The following is a 25,136-nucleotide window of genomic DNA, read 5'->3' as shown; positions in this document are numbered from 1 at the left end:
AATGATGCGGACTAATTTGAATACTGCGAGCGGCTCGTCTTGTTCGGCAGGGAAAACGTTCTTGTTCCCTGAAGATGACGTGGCGAGAGATTCCCCGCGCAGGGATGGCGAATATGACGGCAGAGCACGGTTCTGCGGGGTTTCCGGTGAAGCTCTTGACACCTTCGAGCTGACAGCCGAAGCACGTGCGGCGAGATGGATAGATCGTGCTAGCCCTCACGAGCAGCGGGGTATAACCCAAATCGAGCTGTGGTGTGTGGTTCTGATCATCGGCACTCTCATCAGTCTGCTCTTGCCAGCGATCCAGGCCTGTCGGGAAATCGCCCTCAACACCCGGTGTCAGCACCATTTGCTTCAGCTGGGACTGGCGATCCGAAATTACGAAACCTTTCACGGCCGGTTTCCCGCTGGGGTGGTGGAACCGGGTGGTCCTGTTCGCAATGTGCCGATCGGTTATCACCATAATTGGCTGATCGCCGTGGTGCCCTGGATTGACCCTGTTCCTGCCCGACTGATACGGGCCGATCTGAGTGTTTACGACCCTCCCAATCTCGAAATGCTGGCTACTGAGGAACATTGCGATTGGATACTTCGCTGTCCATCATTGCGCTACACAAGCGGCGCCAGTCCCAGCTACGCAGGATGTCACGGCGAGGAAGACAAACCCATCGACGAGAACGATCATGGGGTTTTTATCCGCAATCGGTTTTTACCACCCGATGAGATCACTGACGGATTGAGTCATACGATCTTTCTCGGCGAAAAACTGCCCTTCGGGCTTGAATGGGGTTGGCTGAGCGGAACCCGAGCGACACTTCGCAATGCGGGACTGCCCCTGGAGAAGTTTTCTCATGGCACTCCTCCCCCTCACGACTCTCACGCTGTCAGTACAGAAGAGATCATTCGAATCATCCAGAACCCGGAACGGGAAGACGTACACCGGTTCTGGACCTCGTGTCGGGATGATCGGGGCGTTTGGGGGGTGCCTCCAGACGTTTTGGCCCGCATCCCTGAGGGACCGGCGACCACCCCCGCAGTCAAACAGGCACTCCTGGAAATCCTGGGTTCCCTTCCCGAAGGCGGCCCAATTATCGGGGGCTTCGGGTCTGCACACCCTGGCGGCGTCAATTTCCTGTTCGGAGATTTATCCGCAAGAAAATTGCGATTTGACATCGAGCAAAAAGTTCTTAGGAGTCTGGCGCATCGCAGCGACGGCGAAGGCACCGACGATGCGCTGCGTTAAATGACCGACATGCCCGACGAACAGATTGGGATGTGAGGGCGACCGAGAAAATACAGGAGACAGATCATGCAGCGAAAAAATGGTCGTGGGTTCACACTTATCGAACTTCTCGTGGTGATTGCCATCATTGGGATACTCGTCGCACTCGGCCTGCCCGCCATCCAGGCCTCCCGAGAAACGGCTCGCCGAGCCCAGTGCTCGCAGAATCTGTCTCAAATCGGATTGGCATTGTCCCGCTACTACGCCGGCTACGAATGTTTTCCCGCTGGTGTTGTCAACGACACCTCGCCGATTCGCAACGAACCCGTGGGCCGGCATATCGGTTGGGTCTGTCCGCTGCTCCCCTACCTCGATGCAGAGGTCTACTATCGAAAGCTGGACCTATCGAAGAGCGTTCACGATCCCAGGAACGACGCCGTCCGAACCACCACGTTGAGTCCGGTCGTTTGTCCATCTTTTCCCCGGACACAGGCCGCCGCAGCCAAATGGGCGCCGTCCAACTATGCGGGGTGTTACCATCATGAGGAGGCCCCCATCGATTCCAACACGCAGGGAGCTCTCGTACTCAATCGCTGGCTGAAAGAAGACGATTTTCCCGACGGAGTGACCTACACACTGTTTGTGTCGGAAAAAGGAGTTGATCCGGACGATCTGGGATGGGCCTCCGGTACGCGGGCAACGCTTCGGAACACCGGTAGTCCGCCAAGTGTCTGGGGCGCAAGATCGACAGTCTCCAGTCCTCCGGAGAAAAAACCGGGCGCGGAGGCGGAACGTCCTCAACAAGCGGCGGAAAAGGCGGCGAACAATGCTGTCCCCTCCACGGAAAAGCCCTCTCCCCTTTTTGTGGGCGGATTCTCGACGATGCACCCCGCGGTCATCCAAGTCCTCATGGGGATGCAAAGCGTCAAACCCATCGGGCTGAATGTGGATCCGCGGGTATGGCGGCAACTGGCCCACCGTGCCGACGGTGCCCTGCCAGAAATGTTCGAGCCGTAGTACGGAGTGCGTTTTTGCCGTGGTTTCCGGCGGCCGAAGAATCCGAAATTCGTTTTGCTTCTGTCGTGTTTATGGCCTAACTTTTCTTAGAGGAATGGGAGATTCGCCAGCGCGAGGTTGACAACTCGCGCAATGGTCGCACGCGCACCATCCCGTCGGAAGTGCGGCAGTAGGAGGCTAGAATGACGCTGGCAACCGCAAAATCTTTTGAAAAAATTCTTGCCAATGCCAATTTACCGGCTCTTCCCCAGAGTGCCATCCATATGTTGCAGGTTTCTCAGGACCCGGATGCTGGCCCGGTGGAATACGCCATTCCGATCGAGACTGATCCCGGCCTGACCGGTCAGGTGCTGCGGTTTGTCAATTCGTCCTACTTCGGTTTCTCCCGCGAGATTTCCAGCGTTCGGCTAGCGATCACGCTGGTCGGCGTCAAGACGATCAAGAACTTCGTACTCTGGTCGGCTGTCTTCAGCCTGATGCCCAGTCCCAAGTGCGGGCCTTTCGATCTGCGAACGCTGTGGCAGGATTCTCTCCGCCGTGCCCTGTTTGCTCGACAAATGGGCAACCTCTGTCAGCTTAAGGACGCTGAGGAACTCTTCGCGGCGGCACTTCTCCAGGATATGGCGGTGCCGTTGCTGGCCAAAGAGGATCCCGACCTTTATACGCGTCTGTTGACCGCTCGCAAGCAGGGTCAGAGACGGCTTTCCACGGTTGAGATGGCCTGCTGCGGATGGAATCACGCTCAGGCGGCAGGGTGGGTCGGACGGCGATGGAATCTTCCCGAGCGTTTCGTCGAATTGATCGAGAACCATCTCATGGATGTGATGACTTTCCGCCCCAACGAGACCGACCTGGGTTGCGCCATCGTGGCGCTGTCGGCAGCCCTGCCCCCAGTCAGTGACGCAGTGTGGCACGAGAAACCGCTCTTCGAAGCCGGGTATCGCAAACTCTTCCGACAGGGCTTTCCAGAACCCGAAGAGGTTCTGGCAACAGTGGACCAGGCCTACGCTGAAATTGCCCCGCTTTTGCGCATCACAATCCCCGGCCGATCTCTGCTCGAAGTTTACCAGGGCAAAGTCAGCGAAGAGAAGGCCGCCGCAGACGCCTAACTGCTCGCGCCCCAAACAAGGGCGCCCCTCTGGTAAAAGCGTTGAACAAGACGCCTGCTGATTTTTGTTGTTTCGGACAATCTGGGCCGGCTCACCGAGAACGACGTAAAACCGACCGCGACAACATTCCCGTGGTAAAAACCAGCAACTGATGGATCATCCTGGGCTTTCCAGCCGAAAAGGGAGAGGATGCACTCCAACGGGTCCAGCGTCGGTAAGCAACATTTTGCCCAGGATATCGAATTCCCGGCGAATATACCCCAATCCCACGGCCAAGTGAGTCCCTGGTACATTGGCCACGGAAGTCAACCATCCCGCCCTCTTGCCGTCCACAAGAATTTCCGAACCAGGTGCCAGCTTAGGGCCCGCGGGAAGGCTCAGGCCCCGAAGTCGCCAGTTGACATGCCCCCGGGAAACAATTCGGGCCACCACTTCCTGTCCTGGATAACAACCCTTGCTAAGCCCAATGACACGCTCATCATCGGTCACTTCAGGGCCCAAGCGTTCCTCGGTCACATCTCGACCATAACTCCACATGCCGAAGAGAACCCGCAACCACTCGCATGCATCCTGGGACACAACCTGGGCGGTAGTTCGCAGCCGAGACCACACATGCTTTTCCTGCGACGCCGGACAGACAAGTTCCAAAGTGGGCAGTAAAGGATGGTCAAAACGCCTCGCCCAGGCCGCGGCGTGGTTCTGTAGCTCCCGGGTTCCGAGCGTTGAATTTGTTTGTTGATCCTGTTCGGTCAAGAAATCCAGATCGATCCGTGTTTCCGCAAGTCCAGCAGAATTCACAGCAAATTCCGGCTGTGACTTTGTGATGCCACGAACTGTGCTTTCGGCCTCCTTGCCCAATAAGAGAATTTTCCGCGAATTTTGCGAGGTATTTCGGATTTCCAGGCGTTCCCGGATGTGAAACCATTCAAGATGCTCAACAAGGTTTTCCGCCTGGCCGAGCTCGGTCTCCAAGGCCCATCCTTCCGCACGCTTCCATCCTGTTGCGGCGGCCTTCACATGTCCTTTGGCATCCAGGAAGAGCATGCGTCGGCCGACTCCCGTCGTCAGCCCGCGGAGCGGCGCCGTGGATACCCGGTGGAGAAAATCGTCGGCGTCGGGCCCGGAAACGACAACCTCCGCCTGGTGCCAGTGTTCAACAGCCAGACATGCAGGCAGATCCCGAATAGCCCGAATAATTGTCTCCACATGTTGCCTGAAATCGTCGCTGGTCATCGCGGGTCTCTTAACACCAAAACGCGCACCGGTACCCGATCGTCTATCCTCACCACGAGAAGCACCACTACAGAGTTTTACCATCCCCCACATAAGGTGTATGTCGCCGTGGGAACCGGACGATTAACACATTTTGATATGTGGCAATTGACATTTTTTGGTCGGGGTCTAGGATTGTCAATGACGAAGATTCACTGAGCCATCTTTCAGGCCGTAAAAAGTGCCCGCCGAGCTGGGTTGTGCTCCCACCCAGTACCCGGCTTGATAGTGGGCTTTATCAATCGGTCACAAATGATCGCTGACTTGGATTGATAAACTGGCGATAAGGTCTGGATGAAGTGTGTGGTTCCAAAGAGGAGTGAGAAATGAGTCAAGTGTTCCTAACTGAATCGGCTGCTCAAGAGGTCAAGCGGCTTTTGGCGGAAAATCAACTTGCGGCTGATACAGCCCTCCGCGTTTCCGTGGTCGGTGGGGGCTGTAGCGGGTTTGAGTACAGATTGGATTTTGAGACCAATCCGGATGCGGCGAACGACGTGATTTGTGAGTCTCACGGCGTCAAAGTCGTGGTGGACAAGAAAAGCCTTCAGTTCCTAGCCGGGACAACCATCGATTATCAAAACGGCATACTTCAGCGGGGATTTGTGTTCCACAATCCCCTGGCGGTCCGCACCTGCGGTTGCGGGACCTCGTTCTCCATCTCGTGAGCGGACAGTCCTCACCTCGCGAAAGCGGACGCTCCCAAAGCTTGAATTCCGACCAATAACTTGATCGGAAATGGGCCCAATTTGGCGCGGGTCGCCTCAAAGTTGACCTGCGCCATTTTTGTTGCAGCACAATGTGGGTTGTCCCCGGTCCGGCGATCGATCGCGGTCGGGTTCATCCTTTTCCGAATAAACCCATGACTCAATCGAAACAGTTACTACCGAGCGCACTCCTTAGAGGGCGAAGCATTCGGCGGATGGGTGCGGGCATGGGTAGTCCCTCGAGGGCGTCGAGCGTCATCCAGGCTAGCTCCGACTGTCCATCCGAGTGGTGCGGTTTAGCCTTTCCAGAAACCCGAATAAGAAAGCCGTCCAAGACAATACGAAAGCGCGTCACCTGGTGGCGGAGCCGTGCAAAGTGATGACCGCTGAGCGGCTCAAGGCCTGCGAAGAGCCCGGTCTGCCGCACGAGTTCTGGCAGGGCGATCTGCTCAGGTGTTGGTACGTCACAACCGCCCTCCTGCAATAGAATCCTGGGAAACTCCCACAATCCCGCCCAGCGTCCTTCCGAGCGCCGCTGTACGAGAAGTCGCTGCTTCCAAACCACAACAAATGCCACTTCATGGCGAAGCGTGTACGACTGCCTCTTTTGGGAGCTTTGCTCTACCGGTAGGCGATTCTGAAAAGTTTGGCAGGTTGACTGGAGTGGGCACTGCTCACACAGCGGTGCTTTCGGGAGGCAGATAACGCTTCCTACATCCATGAGCGCCAGGTTAATCCTGCGCGCCCGGCGGGGGGCGAGGAACATTTCGGCCACCTGCCAGAGAACTCGATCCGAAAGCGGCGTTCCATCGTTGAATCCGCCCAGCCACCGGCGAAAGAGTCTCCGCGTGTTGGCTTCCAGGATCGGAACGCACTGGTTGAACGCGAGAGAAAGGATGGCTCCCGCCGTGTACCGGCCAATCCCTGGCAACCGCATTAGGACCGCAGGATCTCGAGGAAATTGCCCGCCAAACTCTGTTCGGAGGATGCGGGCTGTTTTATGGAGATTTTGAGCGCGGCGGTAGTATCCCAGGCCTTCCCAGATTTTGAGCACATCGCTTTCGTCGGCTGACGCCAGACTTTCCAGCGTGGGAAATCGCTCCAGAAAGCGCCGGAAATACGGTTCCACTACCTGGGTTGTGGTTTGCTGAAGCATGATCTCGCTTACCCAGATCGCATAGGGATCTCGGGTTCGTCGCCAGGGAAAGTCCCGGGCGTGGCCACGGAACCAGCGAAGGAGTTCCTCACGCGCCAGCGTTACGAGCTGCTGATCCACCGGCGAATCCGCCATCTTTTCGGGATGTGCCGAGCGATGATTTTTTGTTTTCATAGAAACAAAATTCACAGCTTTCGAGGCCTGAGCCGCTCAATGATCCGTGCGATTACCGTCAGTGTGGCCTTCAGAAATCCACACGTGGTGGGTACAGCGGGACCGCTCTGCTCCGGCCAACGTCTGGACAAAGCCGCCGAGCGGCTGGCCGGTGGTGTACGGTGTTTCGGATTGGTATTTGTCGAGAGCACGAGTTCTGAGAGCTGCCAGGATTTGTTCCGACCAACCCCGTCCAGAGCGCGTCGCGCTTCTATCGAGTTTCATTCTACCCGGTCGAACAGAAAACATTGCGATCGTGCCCCACAGGACACTCATCCAGACGCAGAAAACAGAGCTGGAGAAGATTTCTCATCTTGCAGGGGCTTGACGTGACATGAATTTCCGGCCACTATTTCCCGTTGACAGGGTGCAAGATAACGCATCAATACTCCACGCGGGGCTGTATGTCGGTGTCCAAGTTAACGGCACCGAGACGCGTGGAAGTACCGTTCTGCGACCCTACGGACCGAGTTTGGGGAGGTGGGGAGGACCACCGGTCACAAAGTACGAGCACCGGTGGCCATTTTGTGCGGACATGACGAGAATCCTTGGCCGGTTAGAACGGCTTGTGTTTCACGTCATCAGGCAATTCAATGACCCCGCAAGGGACGGACGAGGTTTCGGAGAGAACTCCCCAGAGACAGGTGATCGACCATGTCCGACAAAGCCTTTCTCGCCATTGACATGGGGGCATCCAGCGGGCGCCATGTGGTGGGCCTTTTTGATGGCCGTCGGGTAAAGCTGGAGGAAGTTTACAGATTCCAAAATGGGCCGGTGGAAGTGGGAAATCGGCTCTACTGGGATGTGCTGGGCCAGTGGACGCATATCCGCAATGGACTCTATGCGGCCGGGTCCCGCGTCAATACGACTGTGGCAAGCGTGGGAGTGGACACGTGGGGGGTTGATTTCGGGCTGCTTGACCGCAACGACGAACTGCTGGGCAACCCTTACCACTATCGAGACCACCGCACCGACGGCATGATGGAAAAGGCCTTTCAAATCGTGCCGCGAGAGGAAATCTTCCGGCAAACGGGGCTCCAATTCATGCAGTTGAACACGCTCTATCAACTGCTGGCCATGAAATTCGCTGGTTCCCCGCTCCTCGAAATCGCGGACCGGCTTCTCATGATGCCGGACCTCTTTCACTGGATGTTAACCGGCGAAAAATGCAACGAGTTTACCGACGCCACCACCACCCAATTTTTCAATCCCGTGGAGCGCCGATGGGCGACCGAGTTGCTTGAGCGATTCGGACTGCCCACGCACATCCTGGGTCCGATCGTGCAGCCGGGAACAGTCCTGGGCCCGCTCCGGCCAAGTGTGGCGGCCGAGACGGGTCTCACCCAGACGCAGGTGGTGTTGCCGGGCACGCACGACACCGCGAGTGCCGTCATGGCCGTACCAGCACGAGAGCCTTGCGAGGATTGGCCAAACTGGTGTTACATCAGCCTGGGGACGTGGGCCCTGATGGGAGTCGAGGTCAAGCAGCCCGTCATCACGGAAAAGTCGTTGGCCCTCAATTTCACCAACGAGGGCGGCGTGGGAGGCACGATCCGGCTTCTCAAGAACATCACCGGCCTGTGGTTGGTTCAGGAATGTCGGCGGATCTGGAATCAGGGAGGCCGGAGTTGGGATTGGGAAGATCTCAATCGGTTGACGGCCGAGTCGCCGGGGTTGGTCAGTTTCATTAATCCCGATCATCCCATGTTTTTGGCCCCCACCGACATGCCAGAAGCCATTCGTGAGTTCACACGTCGCACAGGCCAGTCGGTGCCGTCAACAGAGGGGGCCGTGTTGCGATGTGCTCTCGATAGCATCGCCATGAAATTCCGGCATGTGTTGGGAATGTGTGAAGAACTCATTGGCCGACGGATCGAGGTCATTCACATTGTCGGCGGGGGAACCAAGAATCGCCTGTTGTGTCAGGCTGCAGCGGATGCCTGCGGTCGCCCGGTCCTGGCGGGTCCAGTGGAAGCGACCGCGCTGGGAAACATCATGATGCAGGCCGTGGCTGCCGGAGAGGTGGGCAGCATTTCCGAAGCCCGCGAAATCATCCGGCAAAGCTTTCCGCTGGATGAGTATTCACCCCAAAACACGGCAGCATGGGATGAGGCATTTCCGCGGTTCCTCCAGATCCTGGAGGCAGATGTGTGATTCATTCACGATTCGGATAATGGTCCCCGGCAGCGGCGCAGACCGGATGTTTTTACAATGGCTGCGCACAAACCCGGACTTGGCCCAGGCGAGTGAATCGGCAGGTTCGCGGAACACCACCTAAACATATCGGCATCGGCAAAACCTGGCTGCAATAGCCCTGGCGTACACGCAAACCTGTTCTGGTGAGTTGTAGAAGAACACTCATTGACGAAGGAGGACGAGATGGTTCGCGTTGGGATCGTGGGCATCGGCTTCATGGGAATGATCCACTATCTGGCTTATCAGAAGATCAAGGGTGCCAAAGTCACGGCGATCTGTGAGAAGATACCGGAACGACTGGCTGGAGACTGGCGATCCATCAAAGGGAATTTCGGACCGCCCGGCCGGAAGATGGACCTGAGAGGCGTCGCCAAGTATTCCGAAATCTCGGAGCTTCTTAAAGATCCGAATGTGGATGTGGTGGATATCTGCCTGCCACCGGCCCTCCATCCCGAGGCGACCATCGCAGCGCTGGAAGCCGGTAAACACGTGTTCTGTGAAAAGCCTATTGCGCTTACGGTTCCAGCGGCCGACAAGATGGTCAAAACGGCGGAAAAACGGGGCAAATTGCTCCTGATCGGCCATGTGCTCCCTTTCTTCGCAGCTTATCGCTTCGCCTACGAGGCTGTCACTAGCGGAAAGTACGGAGCGTGCCTGGGGGGCCACTTCAACCGGGTTATCTCCGATCCCCTGTGGCTGAAAGACTTCTACGATCCGAACGTTTGTGGTGGCCCTGCCATTGATCTTCACATCCATGACGCTCATTTCATCCGACTTTTGTTCGGCATGCCGAAGGCCGTGCAAAGCGTGGGACGCATGCGGGGAGAAGTCCCCGAGTATTTCAGTACACAGTTCCTCTATGATGACCCCCGTCTCGTGGTCACGGCAACCAGTGGGGTGATCATGCAGCAGGGTCGGCCGTTCACCAACGGCTACGAGATCCATCTGGAAAAAGCAACGCTCGTTTTCGACTCGTGGATGAATATGCCGGTGACAATCCTCACCGAAGATGGAAAAGTGAAGCGGCCGAAACTTCCTGCCCGCGATCCTGTCGATGACTTCGCCGCGGAACTCACCGAAGTGATCCGCTGCATCAAAAGCGGAGAAACTTCCACGTTCCTCGATGGCCGTCTGGCGCGGGATGCCCTTGTCCTGGCCCACCGGGAGATTGAATCTGTCAAGCGGCGGCGTGCCGTTAAAGTTTGAGCGACTGGTCCGTCGAGTAATAGCGGTCTTGCCTTATCAAATTCCCCATCTTCCCTGGGGATGCAGCGAAATTTTACCAATCTGGCGCTGCCGCTTCCTGTGGCATGGCATGTTTTATCGTCAACTTTTCTGCCATGATCAGGTTCGGCGTGTCCGTCTCGTGAGGTTGCCGGTTTTAACGGACAAATCGGGGAAAAACACCGCTGGGGTTTTTGCCCGGAGTCGATGCCTGAGCTATACTCATCCGAACAGAGTAATGTGGGCTTGGCGGCGCGTCATTTGACGCTGCCAGGCAGGAATTGCTCTGGGAAGATCGCCACGTAAAGAATTCACAACAATTGCTTTTGCCTGCTTTTGGCAGGTGGGCGTCCGCAGGAACTCGGCGAGGGAGCACTGTGAGGACAGGACGCATGGAGCACGCAGGCCCGGACTCATCCGTCGAATCCATCCATACGATCTCCGGCACGGTTCGTCATCGTTGCCCGAATCGGTGGCGAATCGCGCTGTTGAGAGTTGCCGTCTGCATAGTCGTCATTGGCATCTCGCTCCTTTCGATGAGTTTCGGACTGGCCGCTCCAGATGGCGGCAAGCTCAACAATGCTCCGTCTTCTGACCAACTTTCGCTCTCAGCAAACGAATTGGAAGAACTGAAAGCGGTTTTGGAGCAGGGGCAGTCCCTCGAGCGGCAATCCCGCTGGGGCGAGGCGCTGAGCCTTTATGAAGAAGCCATCCGTCGCTTCCCGGGCCATCCGGAGCTGCAAACACGCTTCCACGAAGCGCGACTCCATTATGACCTCATCCGTCGGTATGCCGATAGCACGTTTCTCACAACCGTTCGCAATCTTTCGGCCCGAGATGCACTCCAACTGTATGACGAGGTGCTCGTTAAAATCCAGGCCCATTATGTGGACTCACCCCATTGGAATGAACTTTACAGTCAGGGTGTCCATGGTTTGGCTCTCGCGTTAAACGAGCCCAAGTTTCTCGCCGCCTATCAAATCAGCTTGTCTTCAGAGGCGGCAGCCAGCGCCGGGCGCGATCTGGAGTTTGTCGTTCCGCAAATTCGCGTGCAGTCTCGGACGACGGCTCTGGACGCTGTTAACCGTTTGGCACAGTGGCTGCACGAAAAGGTTGGGCTGCCGGCCAGTGCGGCCGTTATGGAGATGATATGCGGAGCGGTGAACTCCCTGGATCCTTATTCTGCCTTTTTGACTCCCGCCCAACTGTCCGACCTTTACTCCCAGATCGAGGGTAATTTTGTAGGTCTCGGGGTTGAGTTGCGTCCTCAGGAAGATGCCCTCATCGTTCTGCGGGTCATTGCGGGAAGTCCCGCAGAGAAGTCGGGGATCCGACCCGGGGACCGAATTATGGCCGTGGACGGACAGAACGTGCGAGATATATCTCCAGATCGCGCGGCAGAGCTGCTGAAAGGACCGGAAGGAACAAGTGTGTCGCTGGAAATCGCGGACCGCGCAGGCCAGCTAAGAACGCTTTCTGTAGTCCGCACGCGGGTTGAAGTCCCTAGCGTGGCCGACGTGCGGATTCTGGATGAGCGGGCAAAAATCGGATATTTTCGACTGCTCAGCTTTCAGCGAACCACAGCCCACGATGTGGAAACGGCCCTCAGTCTTCTGGAAGCTCAGGGCGTGCGTTCGCTCATCATCGACCTGCGGGGCAATCCCGGGGGGCTTTTGGGAGCGGCTGTGGAAACGGCGGATCTGTTTTTGACCGGCGGAACCATCGTCTCGACACAGGGTCGAAACTCTCAGGAAAACCTCGTTTACACCGCGCAAGAAGCTCGTAAATGTGCCCTGCCCCTGGTGGTTCTCATCGATCATGAAAGTGCAAGCGCTGCGGAGATCTTTGCTGGTGCCCTCCAGGACCAGGGCCGGGGCACGATTGTGGGCACCCCCAGTTACGGAAAGGGATCGATCCAGGGGATCTTTCCACTGGCCATCACCGGCGCTGGCCTGCGGCTGACGACCGCGCGATTCTTCTCCCCGCGAGGCCAACCCTACGCGGGACGCGGCGTCATCCCGGATATTCGGGTCCAGGTCGCAGCACGACCTCTTGTCGCCCGGTCGCCCTCGGATTCAGGATCAAACACAGATGGCAATCCGTTCTCGGTTTCTGGGGACGCAGGCTCGCCGGCATTGCTGTCAACCTCGCGAGATCCAATTCTCGAGGCTGGCCTTCAGGCTGCCCAACAGATCCTCGCCCAGCGAGACGGCGCGACGCGCTAAGGCCGATCAGTAAGTAGCAGATGGTCAGTGCACGGTCTTCTAACTGGGCATGAATACCCGCAGCAGCCTTTTTTCCACCTGGCCAGTGATAATCGGCAGGCTTTGGCCTAAATGAGGACCTCCCGGAAAAATGCTCGCTGGGAAGCGGAGTTTCATTAATGACAGAGCAATTGGCTATGGCCGCCGGGAAAGATACACGAACGTCCCTGCTCCCACGATGAGTCCTCCGATCACCGCCAAAATGATCATCCCAAAGAGAGTGGACCAGTCATAGACAGTCCTTAGCATGAACTGTGCGAGCATAAGGATAATGACTGTCAGGTTAAATGCCACAATGGCATACTGGAGGTCCTGACGAAAACGTTCCGGGGAACGCGGGGCGAAAGTTTTTTGTGTGGCGGCTGCTTTTTGTGGAGCGGCGGCAGCCTTTTGGCCCCGCCCGTCACCCCTGCCAGACATGTACCGTGTGATCGCCGCGTTGATGCCGATTGGCGTGGTGATCACGCTCCGCACAGGCAAACCGTACAGGTGACGAAGTGTCTCCTCCACATCGGGATTGAGCGGAAAAGGTGACGCCACCAGCAACTGATTGTCGTCCACCATGACGGGCAGGCAAGAATACTGGCGGGCGAGCGCGGCAGGCATCTTGTCCAGAAGGGCCATGTCGATCGCCGTTTCCTGAAGATCAACAAAGGGTAAACCCTGTGATTCGGCGTAGGCCTGCATCACCACATCCGGCGGCACCAGCTTTTGCTGGATGATGGCGTCATGGATGGGCAGCCCTACCGCCTGGGCAAAGCGCCTCGCCCGCTCCAGAGCCTCGGGTGTGATCGCCTTGTTGGCGAGGAGAATCTCCTCAACGGTGCGCCGCACGCCCTCACCAAAATCCTTTCGCCCCAGCATCGCGTCGTATTCGCGCTTTCGCTGGGCGTCGGTGAGGCACAGCATGGCCTTTGCCAGTTCATTGAGAAGCTGCTGGGACTCAAAAGCATAGTCGCCCGTCGCATACTTGCGGACATATGCGTTCAGTTTCCGGTACTGCTCCCGGATCTTGTTGACGTCGTCTTCAAAGAGGGGAAGTTTGAGAAGCTGATAGTAATTGAGCGGGCGCTGGGTTTCCTCAATCCCCAACCAGTCGCGATAAACGTCGATCGGCTTCTTTGCCATACCCGGACTTCCTAATCGACTTTGTATTCGTCAGCCAGACGCTTGAGGGCGTCAACTTCCTCTTCAGCGAGCACTCCCCGCCGTTCAATCTCAATGCGTGCTTCACGCCCGCTGGTCTTGTCGCGTGCCGTCACGATGACGCGTCCCTGAGCACTGAACGCATAGGTCACCTCGACCGGCGAGCCCTTCGGCAAATTGGGGGGCAGGTCGGTAATGCGGCACTTTCCGAGGAGCGAACACGCGAAGGGATCCGGTGCGTCTCCCTCCAAAACCTGCACCGTGATCCGTTCCTGGTTATCTTTGGTGGTTTTGAAGATTCTGCGGACTTCGATCGGAATCCGGCTGTTACGAGGGATCATCACATGGTTGATCGTTTTCCCCGTCTTCGGGTCGAGGGCCACAATCCCCAGCCCATGCGAGTTGACGTTCTCCTGCTGCACCAGTTGCAGCCGTCGACGGATTCTTTCCGCAAGCACGCTCTGCTCCCCGCGGTATTTGGCTTCGAGAATTGCCGCGTGGATCGCTGCGCCCTCGGCTACCGCCGTGTGCGGCGAGATGCCGCGATACGGTTCGCGATTGAGAATCCGGCGGATCATGGCGGGCACCTGCGGCATCAATGTGGAGCCACCCACCAGCACAATCGCTTCCAGCTCCTCAGGCCGTACGCGGGCTTCCTCTAGGACGAGGAGCGTTGTGTCAGCTGTTCTTTGCAGCAGGTCAGCCGTTAGCTGATCGAACAATTCGCGGGTGATTGGCACGTCGATGGCACGACCTTCATACCGGCAATGGATCACCGTCTCAGTCTTTTCCGAGAGCTCAATCTTGGCCAGGTCGCAGTCGTTCCGCAGGATCTGAATCATTTGGGGTGATTCCCGCGGATCGATGCCGTGCCGCTGCTTGAACGTGTCCGCCACATAGTCGAGGAGACGGTCATTCCAGTCCACGCCACCGAGCTGCACATCACCGTCGGTCGCCAGGACCCGGAACTGGGTGGGGGTGTATTCCACGACGGTCACGTCGAACGTCCCACCACCCAGGTCGTACACGAGAACCTTCCGGGGTTTGTCAACCCGAACTTCCGGGTTCCCGAGAATACCTTCTTTATAGGCGTATGTCAGCGTGGCGGCAGTCGGCTCATTCATAATGTCGATCACATTGAGCCCGGCGATCCGCCCCGCGTCCTGGGTGGCTTTGCGCCGCGCATCGTTGAAGTAATACGGTACGGTGATAACCGCGTTGCCGATCTTTCCGATCTGCTTTTCTGCGTCCTGCCGTAACTTTTTGAGAATCAGGGCTGAAATAAATTCGGGAGAGATTTCGCGCCCGTCGAAGGTACGGCGATAGTCGGGCATGCCCATGTATCGCTTGATCCGCTCAATGACGTTTTGCGGATCTTCCATAGCCGCCCGCATTCTGTTGGGCCCGACGATCACGTGGCCACTCTCTGCCAGCAGAATGACGCTGGCCGTTTCGATTTCTCCGTCATCGTTGGGAATGACTCGCGGGCGTCCTTCGTCATCCAGAATAGCGATTGCGGAGAACGTTGTTCCCAAATCAATGCCGACCGTATGCCCAGGTTCGAAATGCATCGCTGGCCTTTCCCACCAAACACAATTGAGGAGACACCTGTAACGTGACTATGCACCTTCGGCACTCCATGCCCCCAAACCCAAGGTACCGTCCTCCGAATGCCGGGCACCTCCCGCCGTGCTGTTCTACCAATTTGGACCCCAGCGCGGCTTGTCTATCATTGTGATTCAACCAGAGGCGTCTGTCGATATCCCGTTCGCCTGAGTTATCCCCACTTTTCCTCTGCCGTCGGGAAGGAACCTGAACCTGGTGGAGACTTTCGGCGGCAGTCAAAATCACCTCGGAGGGACCTACGTGTTAGGTCCACATTGCGACCTTGCACAACCCAACTCACGGACCGATTTGTATCTGCCAGGTTCAATTCCCGCAAAACGAAGGGACAATTCATGAATTGCCCCTGCCGCACCCCATGCCTTCAGGCTCCGACAAATCCTTCAAAGAAGTGGGAATGGGTGAGACCGTTCGCTCCATGTGACTCATCCGGCATCCCAGATCGGCCTCACTGAAGCAGCTTGTCCACTTCTTTGAGCAGGTCCTCTGCCGACTTGCCCTTTTTCTTTCCGCCGTCCTCGGGCTGAGACTGCTCCGGTTGAGCCGGGGAAGCCGGTTTAGTCTGCTGTGCCGTGGTCTCCTCTGGGCGGCTTGCTGGGCTGGACTTTTCCGCCGTGGCAGGTTGTTCTGGCTTTTGCTCTGGCGTTTTCGCCTGTGGAGCCGGTTTTTCCGGCTTTTGAGACGCAGCGGTTTCTTTTTCCGGTTTCTGCGGTGCTTTCGAGGCGGGCGCGGGAGCCGTTTTCGCTTCCGGCTTGGAAGCATTTTCCTCGGAGGCGAGCGTTTCCTCCAGTTCTCCCACCCCAGTTATTTTCGTCCCCCGCACAATGGCCAATAGATAAGGCTCGGCCAATCCCACGGTTTCCGGCGGAGAGCGAAGCTCAAACTGGTATCGACGGCCCGCCACCACCGTATCAAAGAAGACCCGATCCACGATCCCGCCGAGGGCGTCTTTTACCTTTGCCCGCCGGGTGTACATGACTCCGATAAGCTGACCAATTTGCCCCGTCTTCACGGTGGTCTTGACACCCGCGGAAGCAAGCTCCGAAGCCACGAATTTGGCAAACGCACCCACATTGCCGGCATCGATGTTTTTGAACTGCGGGCAATCCTGGGCTGTTACGATCACGGTGGGGTAAGGATTCCCTTCCCCTGCCTGGAATCGGACGATGTACCGGCTAGACCGCGGTGACACCACCCAATCCCGCGGAGGACTGATCTCCAGGCGGCCTTCATCAAGCGGCGGAAGTGGATCACCGAGACTGGGAAGCTCGCCGGCGTCCAGTCGGGCCACGGATGGCGATCCTCCGTCACTGGGGGCCCCTGATTTTCCACATCCCTCCGATAGGACAAGTGCCCCGATCACCACAAAGGACACACCTATTCGCACCCGGCGCAGGTTGGAATTATGCAATGCCATCCTTTCGCCCTCTCGGTACCAAACAACCATGCCGAGAAGTCTGCCGGTACGGCCTCACTGAAATGCCAGCCGACTGGAAGGCTCCGGCCCGGACAACATTTTAAGGACGGAGTCACCCGCCGCCAGTCACGCCTCGTCCTCCACCGGCATCTCTACTTCAACTTCCCGTTTGACGAGCTGAACAAAGTGGGGGATTTTCTTGCTTTCGGAGAGCTCCCTTGCCACACGTTCGGCGTCTTCCCGATGAGCATAATCGAATGTTTGCACTTCGACGAGGGCCTGGCTGAATACTCCCCACAAGGCAATACGCTTGACGACCTTTTTGACTTTTGGACGACTTTTCCGAGAAGACTTCGCTTTTGAATTCGCCTCCTGGGAAGCCGCCTCTGCCGCCTCCGCCTGCTGACGGAGGGCTTTCCGGTCCAAGATCTTCCGAGCCATTGCGGTCACCTGTTAGAAAACGACAGATCCGACTTGTGAGGGGCTGCCGCTGGCGGCAGATCCCGGCAATTCGCACTAATTTTTATGATAATCGTTCACGATTCATTTGACCAGCGACAGCGCTGCTCTTCGGAACTGCCTGTAGGCGTCGGCATCCTCCCCCTTATTTAGGGGGTGGATATAAACCTGCGAAATGAAAACTACGGAAGTCAGTTACCAGGGACCGCGGGGCGAGCTTCTCCAATCACGGCCAAGCGCGGGTGAAGGCTTCCATGTCACACCAACTAGTGACTCTTACCGGATGCTGTTCTGGGACCACCAGCTTTGAGTATGAATCGCGCCGGTGTGTGCGTTTGTTCACGTTAGCCGTATCCTCCAAAGCCAAACGAAAGTTGTTTGCTTGCTCCTGATTGGTTTCTTTCGGGATCGTAGTTTCGCTGCAATCGTGAGTACCAGATTCAGCCCTCTCCAAGTCTCAGCCGGTATAATCAAAACAGGGATCGCTGGAGGTGTCTGAAGATGGCGTCCATGGAAGCGGATCACACACGTTCTCCCGCCGCGTTGAAGGTCAAAAGCTTTCCGCACAAGCCCGGCGTATACCTCATGAAAGATGAGGCAGGCCGGGTTATTTACATCGGGAAGGCCAAAGACCTCCGCAATCGCGCAAGCAGTTACTTTCTCAAGGCTGCTGCCGAGGACCCGCGCACGGCAAAACTTGTCCAGGAAATCCGGGACATCGATTATATCGAGGCGGAAAGTGAAGTGGATGCCGTGCTCATGGAGGCACGGCTGATTAAGGACATTCAGCCCAAATACAATCGCGAGCTCAAAGACGACAAAACATTTCCTTACCTGGAAATTTATATCCGTGAGGATTTCCCGCGGGTGGTGTTCACGCGGGAACCTCAAGAGCGGGGCACCAAGCTTTACGGGCCGTTCACAAGCCCCCGTGTCCTGCGGGGCGCAATTCAGGTCCTGCAAAAGATTTTCAAATTCCGCACGTGCCAGCTTGACATACGAGAAGACGACCCGCGCTGGCGGCATTTCCGCCCGTGTCTGCTGGCAGCAATCAACCAGTGCTCGGCCCCCTGTAACCTGCGCATTTCCAAGGAGGAATACCGCAAAGATATCCGACGACTTCAGCGGTTCTTGGAAGGCGACAAACAGGAGCTTCTCAAAGATTTACGGCGAGAGATGAAAGAAGCGGCGGAAGCGCTGCGGTTCGAAGAGGCCGCCCGCTTGCGGGATGAAATCGAGTACCTCGAGAAGCTGGACGAGCGGGGCAAGATCGACATCCATGTCCAGCCCGAGGTTTTTCATGTGGATCCCAAGAAAGGACTGGCAGGACTCCAGCGCGTTCTCAAGCTGGCCCAGCCGCCGAGGACGATTGAAGGCGTGGATATCGCCCACCTTTCCGGGTGCGAGATGGTCGCCAGCCTGGTCCGCTTCATCGACGGTCTCCCGTTTAAGCCCGGTTACAAGCGGTATCGGATTCAAACAGTGGAAGGGATCGACGATTACGCGGCCATCAGGGAAGTCGTCCATCGGAGGTTCCGCAGACTGCGTGAGGAGGATGAATCTCCACCGGACATCTTTCTCATTGATGGTGGCAAAGGCCAACTCCACGCAGCCCTTTCTGCTCTCGAGCAATGGGACGGTCCTCGCCCCGTTTTTATCTCGCTGGCCAAGCGAGAAGAAGAAGTATTTGTGCCAGGGAAAGATGAACCTCTTCGCCTCAGCCGGCATTCCTTCGCGCTGCGACTGCTACAGTACGTGCGGGACGAGGCCCACCGCTTTGCCCAGCATTACCACCATATCCTCCGCCGAAAATCCACACTTGGCGATGAAACGAGTTCGTGAGTGGGCCGGGATTTTCGAAATCACAAACGTTTGAGGTGTCGCGCAAACCAGGCCTTTGTGCGCTCCCACATTTCTTCTGAGAGGACGTGCCCCACGCCCGGTTGGATGAACACGCTGAAATTGTCCCGGGCCCCTGCCCTCTCATAGAAAGCACGGATGATTTCAACTCCCTCGCGAACTTCTTCAATCGGGCTGCCTTCGTCGAGCTCGCCGAAATTGAGAAGAAGCGGCCGGGGTGCAATCAACCCGGCGATGTGGGGCGTATCTCCGTAGCGCAGCCAACCTGGAATGAAGTTGGGAAAGCAGTGGAGAAGATGTTTGCGGTGAATGGCCTTGTACGTGGGCAAGCAGCAGTTTCCCACCAGGCACACCAGCCGCTCCTCCCACGGCCCCACAAGCCAGGTGAATGTTGATCCCATAGAATGGCCATAGCATCCCAATCGGGAACCATCCACAAAAGGCAACGAGCTCATAAAGTCCACTGCCCGCCGCATATCGAGAATGTTTTTCCAGGCGAGGCATTTCCCTTCCACCACATACTTTAGAAAGACAAATCGTTCGTAATCCCCACCCTTCAAATGTGGTGACTGGCGATCCTCGAAGCACAGGGCATCGGGGCAGAGGACGACGTAGCCTTCCTTAACCAGTGCCACTCCTGTGTGGTGCATCGGATTGCCGGCCAGACCCGCTGGCTCGCTCTTGCCGAGATGCCATTCCCCATTGTGCTGATGCCAAACCAAAACACCCGGTGCAGGATTCTTCTCGTCCACTCCGTCAGGAACCAGGAGGAGCGCCGGGACCCGGTCATTCGGTTCTACCTGGTAGGTCACACGCGTAATGGTGTAACCATCTCGCTGGATTGGCTGTCCCCACTCGGGTTCGAGATGGCAGGGTGACGGCCACGGCCCGCCCAGACATTCCAGTAGCTTGGCCTTCAAGAAATTGGTCTGGTCCATGGACGTGATCTGAACCTCCTCTTCAGTTACAAACGTAACATTCCACCCAAACGCATTGGCGAGTTCCGGCTGCCTATCACTCCATCGGTGAACTCCCGGAACGATCAACCGCAGGCTTTTGTTCCGGCACACCGGACTTGTCGGCCGGTGGATGGGCAGGCCCTTTCTCGCCTGCCGATTCGGCAGGTGTCGGCGACGTTGCCGTGGCTCGCTGTTCCGAGGGCTTTTGCGATACGTTCGTCCCTTTTGGTTTCAGAATCACGGTCACAGCGGTTCCCAGCGGCGGAATATTCTCGGTAAACGCCTCGAACAGGAGCGCATCGTTACTGTCGCTGCTGCGAATGGGCAGGTCGAGCACCGCTGACGGAAAATTCGAGACGCAGATAAGCTCTCCTGTGGTGTCGGCATAATAATACTGCTTCCCGGTCTCCTCATCGGTGAGGAGCTGGCTGCCCGTGAAGATCCATGGGTAGCTCATCGCCTGTTTCGTCCGGACGTCCCTTACCCACTGTTGTGCCGGTGCGGTGTGGACCTTACCTTCAGGATCCTTCCAGGCCACAATCACATCGATTTCCGGTCCCTCTGCCGGGCGGTATTCGGGATAGAACTGCACAGGGCGTCCGGGTTCCACTCCCAGCGCCAGAAGCCCAGCATGGACGATGTAGGCGCGGGTATCAATGGACACCACTGATTCGTGTTCCTTGGAGTTCTTCAAACATGCGAATAATTCCAGGGGGGCCTGACGCTGACACACCTGGCCGATCATTACCACTGCACGACCTTCTGCATCCAACCAGATGGGAGACTCGGGGTGCAGCCGCTGCAAACGTTCCGGATGGTCAACGAGCGGCGGACCGAGCGACACGGCCTCCTTCTCAGGTTTTTCGGATGGTTTCGGGGGTTCCGTTTCCCGAATATAGAGCGTCCTTGTCGTCGCCTTGATCAATTCACCTTTTTGGTAGATGGCCGCCGCGACATACCAGATGCCTGGCTTTGTAGAAACATAGCTGAGCACCGGCGAGACGGTTTCTCCAGCCGAGAGCCGCCCCACGGGAAATGTCCATCGTGCTTCGCTGATCGTATCCTGAAGCCCGAACTGGATCGTGCCCTGAATCTCAATTTGATCAACGGGAACCTCTCCATGGTTCCGCACCTCCACATGAAAAGTGACCTCATTCCCAGCCTGCCATTCTGTGGCAGCCTTGAGCTCAATGTCCAGGATGTCCATCAAATTCACCGCAGACTGCGCTGCCTGTCCGGTATCCGCCTCCGGTGCTTTTGCCACAGACGGACTGGCGGGTTGGGCACGTTTCCCCTCATCCGCCCGAACAACCGCCATTTCATGGGAATGAGTATGCGATTGAGAAACAGCGGACCCCGGTCTCTCCTTGCGACATCCGGTCTGAAAGGAGATAACACTCAACACAATAACCAGAAAACCTACCCGTGTCTGCGGTCTCATCGCCATCTCTTTTCCAAAAGAAGCGTACGCTTAAAGGGTGCAACCTTAAAAGCTAAGGCCAAGTCTCTCCATCAGCCGCGATCTCCAGGGTTCTCTCCCGGAGTCCCATCAATCCGAGCGCCACTGGCGGTTGAACTTGCTCTCCCCTCACTACGATAATCGATGAGATCGAGTGGGAAAAGGCAGCGAATAGCCCCACGCATGGGCACTTTCCCCTTCATGGAAAAAACGCAAACATGGACCAGCAAGCACCTCAGACAATGGAGCAGTCAGGGCAACCATCGCTTCCCCGCCAAAAAAAATCAAGCGGATTTGCCCGTGTCCGCCTTGGGTCGAGGAGGACTCGGGAAAGCCTCCGTGTGGACCTGGCCGTCACTGAGCATGAGATGGCCTGCACGGTCACCCTCGCTGGAGAATCTGTCATTGTGGGAAACTGGCATTCGTCCGTCGAAGTTGATGGGGAAATTCCGGAACCAACCAGTCCGTGGAAGGAAGTATGCCAATTTGCCGATCGTGAAGCCCATCACCGCGAATATGAACGGAAATTGGCCCCAGGAATTCGTCAGCAAAGACAAATCACCGTTTGCCCCATCGACGGGTTTGTCCTCTTCGCGGAAACTTTCTTGAGTCCAAAACAACGAGACTGGGTGTACAACCTCCGTTTTTCAGTTTCGGAAGACGTCGAATTACGGACCGCCCGGGAGACCCACGAGATTCTTGTCAGCGGGGCTGGCGTGAAAGGGCTCATCCTGCCCCTTGCCTTCCCCGAATGGAAACAAGGATTCAACCAAGGCAGCATCACGATCATCGACAACGAAATCCGAATGGGTTACCGGATCACGGGGCGGCGGTTTTTCTTCCCTGTTTTTCTGGCGCTCTGGCGGGTGGAACACAAACTCGCCACTGCGGAGGACGGGGAAAATCAACCGGACGGCCTCCCGGAGTTTACCTGGCGGCATCTTACGGTCAGTGAATGCCTACGGAAGGTCACCAACGAGGAGGCAGTTGGATATCGCATCCAGATTGGCGATCGCCAATGGGTTCTCTATCGCTCGTTGACTCCCCCGGCAAATCGGGCCGTACTTGGAAAGAATCTGATCAGCGAGTCACTCCTCGGCAGGTTCAAACTGGATGGGACCATCTCGCCGCTTGTGGAAGTGGAGCTGGACGATGAAAAGGAGAGCGACTGAGAAGGCCCCCTCGCCAGACCACGGCCACATTGCGCGAGGCCAGAAATCTCCACTGCGGGTGACTCTTTCACTCTTTGGTGGCGAGCCCCGCCGTGTTCAACGGCTGGTAGAGGAATGAGTCCCAGTACTCGCGGTCCACTTTGTAATAGTCGATGGGATCATTCGGCCCTAGATCTTTGGGGAGAAAGCCGAATCGCTGCATTTCTCGGATGTAATGGCGATTGGGCCGAAATCCCGGCATATCAAACCGCTTTCCTTCCTGCAGGCGGCGCTGGGCGTCAACGATGGCCGCCAGTGTCTTCTGATAAACGGGATCGTTGGTGTCGGCAAACACTGCCTGGCCACAGGCTTCCAAACCTCCTGCCGATTTGGCCAGCGGAGCCCGCAATATAAAGGACTTTTCCGGTCTGTCCAGATTGCAAAGGGGCTCCAGGGCGCCAGGAAAACCTCCGTTAAATACAGGCGTTTTCGTTGGTCCCTCCGGCGTGGTCACCTCTTTGATATGGCAACTGCCGCAGCGCTGTCCCAGATCGCCCCAGGGGAGGTTGACCGGATAATAACCGCAACCGAGCGCGGCGTATGTTCCCGGATAACACGCACTCGTGTCGATCCACAGGCGAAGCGTCTTCAGTTCGAACGGGCTCAGTTTGACCCCGTAATGACTTCCATCCACGAGCTTCATGAGACGGCTGGCAGCACTCCCGTAACTGTAAGGCGGTCGGTTTCCGCGGGGCTCATTTCGCCCATCTGAAACGAGGTTGTGCACCCGAATCGTCCAGTAGCTGATGGAGTAACGAGCGGTGTGATCACCGGTGAGGTCGATTTTTCCTTCTCGCCTGTCCGGGTTGTGGCAGGCCACGCAGTGCCGATCCAGAATAGGCTGAATGTCCCGTGGGAAGTCCAGTACTTTGGGCACATCCAAAATAGGCTGGATCTTGTCTGCGGGACGTCGCAGGGCCATAAGATCGGTCCGAACAACGTGGGGGGAATGGGTCCGCACTTCGTGACACCCAACGCAACTGGTTACTTCTCCCGGTTGGAGCGTGACGAAACTGTGCATCCGCTTCACAGAAATGTCGTTCTCATCGAGTGCAACAAAAAACAGTGATTGGAGCGCGGGCACCTCGAAATGCGCCGAGCCGTCCGGCTCCACCGGAACTTCCCCCACCACTTCCGCCAGCGTGAATGACCCGCCAATCGTCAAAGGCTCCATGCCACCGGAGAAATTAACCGGCTTCGGCAGTTGTTTGAGAACCAGAAGTTTCTTGATAGTACCGCGGGGAACTCCCGCCATATTGCGCCCCGTGTAGATATCCTCCAGGATGAGTGTGCCGGTCGGCTTGGAAAGATCCACACGCGAGGCAAGCACTCGCTCTCGAGGCCGGGAAACAATCGGCCGCGGCTCATGGCACTGAAACTTCGTGCGCTCTTCCGGGGGAAGCTCATAAATCAACTCACTGTTGCCCTCCCCATCCATGATGAAAAGCCCACGCGGATGGGCCACCAAAAAGCAGTCTTCGCTGATCGGATAAGGATCTTTCCAATCGCGCCCCTTTCCCAAAATTTTCACCGCTGCCTGGTTATCCGGACCAAGACTGGGATCCACGATGGCCACGGGACCGAGGTGCTCCGGCCGACCGTGTCCAGGAGACCAGGAAACGACAACCTTATTCGTATTGGGAATCGGCTTGGCATCCAGCATGGCGACCCCGCCGTACATATTGCCAAAGAACACCGTCTGAAATGTTCCATCGGGGTTCATCGTCCACAAATGATGGAAGTGCACCTGGCTGCGATCGACATACTCCCATCGCATGTAGAGGACGCGACCATCCGGAAGCATCCAGGGCGTGTTGTCATGATCGTTGTTGCTGGAAAGCGGACGGATGTTTTTTCCGTCCGCGTCGCACCGGTACAGGACGGCCACCCGGGTGTACCAGCAATTAACGAACCGCCTGCACCGCGAAGAGCAGAAGATGATGCTTCCGTCCGGGCAGTACGTGGGCTCGATGTCGTCATCTGGCCCGTCCGTCAATTGCCGGAGCCCCGTCCCGTCAACGTTGATTTCATAAAGATGAAAGGGATGAGTACCACCTTTGCGGTACGAGAAAAGGATTTTTTGGCCATCATAATGCACCTGGGGATCACGGACGCCACCGCGTGGGTCATCTAGCAATACTCGGACCGCACCGGTCCGCAGGTTCAGCGCGCAAAGCCGTCCTCCCTCCCCATAGCCCCAGTACACGCCGTCTTCGAATTTGAATCCCAGCGCCCGGGGATACTGGGAATCGTCCGAATAATTGCCGAAGGTTACATACCAGTGGTCGCGACCAGGAACGCGCACGGCGAAGACAATCTCTTCCACGTTGGAGAGCGGCCCGGCCAGCATCTTTTGAAGTAATGGCCCTGGCTTCCAGGTGCCGGGAGAAGCTTGGACCTGCTCCGCCCTTGCCCCTGTCGCCCAGCATGTGCTGAGAAAGACGGCTCCGACAAGGCTCCAGAGCAGTCGTGGCCGCGGCGAAAAACGTACCGTCAAACCGCCGCCGAACCCCTGCGATGGGCTACGCCAGGCGTGTTGGACCATTCCTAAACTCCCGGAAGCGATGAAACCACGAATCGAGCGTCGGCCCTCAAGATTTCCGACCGACCTTCCGGGCTTTTAGT

18 protein-coding genes are annotated in these 25,136 nt (G+C 57.0%); 9 read left to right on the top strand and 9 right to left on the bottom strand.

The genetic code is table 11. From position 1 onward, the window contains the following. Nucleotides 1-61: 61 nt before the first annotated feature. From THTE_RS06215 to THTE_RS06205, 3 genes are all read left to right on the top strand, one after another. The gene (locus THTE_RS06215; RefSeq protein WP_157731833.1) at nt 62-1,243 is read left to right on the top strand and encodes a DUF1559 family PulG-like putative transporter; all 1,182 of its coding nucleotides are present in this window, start codon (nt 62-64) and stop codon (nt 1,241-1,243) included. A 66-nt stretch (nt 1,244-1,309) separates the two neighbouring features. Then, nucleotides 1,310-2,239 (top strand): DUF1559 family PulG-like putative transporter, encoded by a 930-nt coding sequence (locus THTE_RS06210; protein ID WP_095414618.1) that lies wholly within the window; start codon nt 1,310-1,312, stop codon nt 2,237-2,239. A 182-nt stretch (nt 2,240-2,421) separates the two neighbouring features. Then, nucleotides 2,422-3,348 carry an HDOD domain-containing protein gene (locus THTE_RS06205; RefSeq protein ID WP_095414617.1) on the top strand — a complete coding sequence of 309 codons (927 nt, stop codon included), beginning with the start codon at nt 2,422-2,424 and terminating at the stop codon, nt 3,346-3,348. Between the two features lie 156 nt (nt 3,349-3,504). Here THTE_RS06205 and ygfZ read toward each other — a convergent pair whose 3' ends face one another. Further along, on the bottom strand, nt 3,505-4,581 hold the full coding sequence (ygfZ, locus tag THTE_RS06200) for a CAF17-like 4Fe-4S cluster assembly/insertion protein YgfZ (protein WP_157731831.1): 1,077 nt from the start codon (nt 4,579-4,581) through the stop codon (nt 3,505-3,507). A 365-nt stretch (nt 4,582-4,946) separates the two neighbouring features. Between ygfZ and THTE_RS06195 the strand changes: the two genes are divergently transcribed. Continuing rightward, nucleotides 4,947-5,285, top strand: coding sequence for a HesB/IscA family protein (locus tag THTE_RS06195; RefSeq protein ID WP_095414615.1), 339 nt, complete (start codon nt 4,947-4,949; stop codon nt 5,283-5,285). A 199-nt stretch (nt 5,286-5,484) separates the two neighbouring features. Here the strand turns inward: THTE_RS06195 and THTE_RS06185 are convergent, their stop codons facing one another. Continuing rightward, on the bottom strand, nt 5,485-6,654 hold the full coding sequence (locus THTE_RS06185; protein WP_095414613.1) for an A/G-specific adenine glycosylase: 1,170 nt from the start codon (nt 6,652-6,654) through the stop codon (nt 5,485-5,487). Between the two features lie 693 nt (nt 6,655-7,347). On the opposite strand from THTE_RS06185, the gene THTE_RS06180 reads away from it, so the two are divergent. The 3 genes from THTE_RS06180 (at nt 7,348) to THTE_RS06170 (ending at nt 12,338) form a co-directional block, all read left to right on the top strand. Beyond that, complete coding sequence (locus THTE_RS06180) at nt 7,348-8,847, top strand: rhamnulokinase (protein WP_095414612.1); 1,500 nt, start codon at nt 7,348-7,350, stop codon at nt 8,845-8,847. 225 nt (nt 8,848-9,072) lie between these two features. After that, entirely contained in the window at nt 9,073-10,095 is a 1,023-nt protein-coding gene (locus THTE_RS06175) for a Gfo/Idh/MocA family protein (RefSeq protein WP_095414611.1), read from the top strand. Nucleotides 10,096-10,505: 410 nt separating this feature from the next. After that, nucleotides 10,506-12,338, top strand: coding sequence for a S41 family peptidase (locus THTE_RS06170; RefSeq protein ID WP_095414610.1), 1,833 nt, complete (start codon nt 10,506-10,508; stop codon nt 12,336-12,338). Between the two features lie 174 nt (nt 12,339-12,512). On the opposite strand, the gene THTE_RS06165 is transcribed toward THTE_RS06170, so the two are convergent. The 4 genes from THTE_RS06165 to THTE_RS06150 all read right to left on the bottom strand — a co-directional run bounded on the left by THTE_RS06165 (nt 12,513) and on the right by THTE_RS06150 (nt 17,004). Further along, nucleotides 12,513-13,505 (bottom strand): GspE/PulE/PilB domain-containing protein, encoded by a 993-nt coding sequence (locus THTE_RS06165; RefSeq protein ID WP_095414609.1) that lies wholly within the window; start codon nt 13,503-13,505, stop codon nt 12,513-12,515. Nucleotides 13,506-13,516: 11 nt separating this feature from the next. Beyond that, the gene (locus THTE_RS06160; protein ID WP_095414608.1) at nt 13,517-15,094 is read right to left on the bottom strand and encodes an Hsp70 family protein; all 1,578 of its coding nucleotides are present in this window, start codon (nt 15,092-15,094) and stop codon (nt 13,517-13,519) included. Between the two features lie 500 nt (nt 15,095-15,594). After that, nucleotides 15,595-16,563: a hypothetical protein gene (locus tag THTE_RS06155; RefSeq protein ID WP_157731829.1), complete on the bottom strand. Its 969-nt coding sequence runs from the start codon at nt 16,561-16,563 to the stop codon at nt 15,595-15,597. A 126-nt stretch (nt 16,564-16,689) separates the two neighbouring features. Beyond that, the gene (locus tag THTE_RS06150; RefSeq protein ID WP_095414606.1) at nt 16,690-17,004 is read right to left on the bottom strand and encodes a hypothetical protein; all 315 of its coding nucleotides are present in this window, start codon (nt 17,002-17,004) and stop codon (nt 16,690-16,692) included. 519 nt (nt 17,005-17,523) lie between these two features. Here THTE_RS06150 and THTE_RS06145 point away from each other — a divergent pair. After that, a complete protein-coding gene (locus THTE_RS06145) occupies nt 17,524-18,864 on the top strand; it encodes an excinuclease ABC subunit UvrC (RefSeq protein ID WP_207651794.1) in 1,341 nt (446 codons plus the stop codon). 20 nt (nt 18,865-18,884) lie between these two features. On the opposite strand, the gene THTE_RS06140 is transcribed toward THTE_RS06145, so the two are convergent. Next, nucleotides 18,885-19,820, bottom strand: a complete 936-nt coding sequence (locus THTE_RS06140) for a dienelactone hydrolase family protein (RefSeq protein WP_095414605.1) — start codon at nt 19,818-19,820, stop codon at nt 18,885-18,887. A gap of 76 nt (nt 19,821-19,896) precedes the next feature. Continuing rightward, nucleotides 19,897-21,282, bottom strand: coding sequence for a YdjY domain-containing protein (locus THTE_RS06135; RefSeq protein WP_095414604.1), 1,386 nt, complete (start codon nt 21,280-21,282; stop codon nt 19,897-19,899). Nucleotides 21,283-21,518: 236 nt separating this feature from the next. Between THTE_RS06135 and THTE_RS06130 the strand changes: the two genes are divergently transcribed. Further along, nucleotides 21,519-22,472: a hypothetical protein gene (locus THTE_RS06130; RefSeq protein WP_095414603.1), complete on the top strand. Its 954-nt coding sequence runs from the start codon at nt 21,519-21,521 to the stop codon at nt 22,470-22,472. 67 nt (nt 22,473-22,539) lie between these two features. Here the strand turns inward: THTE_RS06130 and THTE_RS06125 are convergent, their stop codons facing one another. After that, the gene (locus THTE_RS06125) at nt 22,540-25,056 is read right to left on the bottom strand and encodes an HzsA-related protein (RefSeq protein ID WP_095414602.1); all 2,517 of its coding nucleotides are present in this window, start codon (nt 25,054-25,056) and stop codon (nt 22,540-22,542) included. Nucleotides 25,057-25,136 lie beyond the last annotated feature (80 nt).

The sequence above is a fragment of the Thermogutta terrifontis genome (assembly GCF_002277955.1).
In the GTDB taxonomy this organism is placed as follows: Bacteria; Planctomycetota; Planctomycetia; order Pirellulales; family Thermoguttaceae; genus Thermogutta; species Thermogutta terrifontis.
This window is presented reverse-complemented; position numbering and strand designations above follow the sequence as displayed.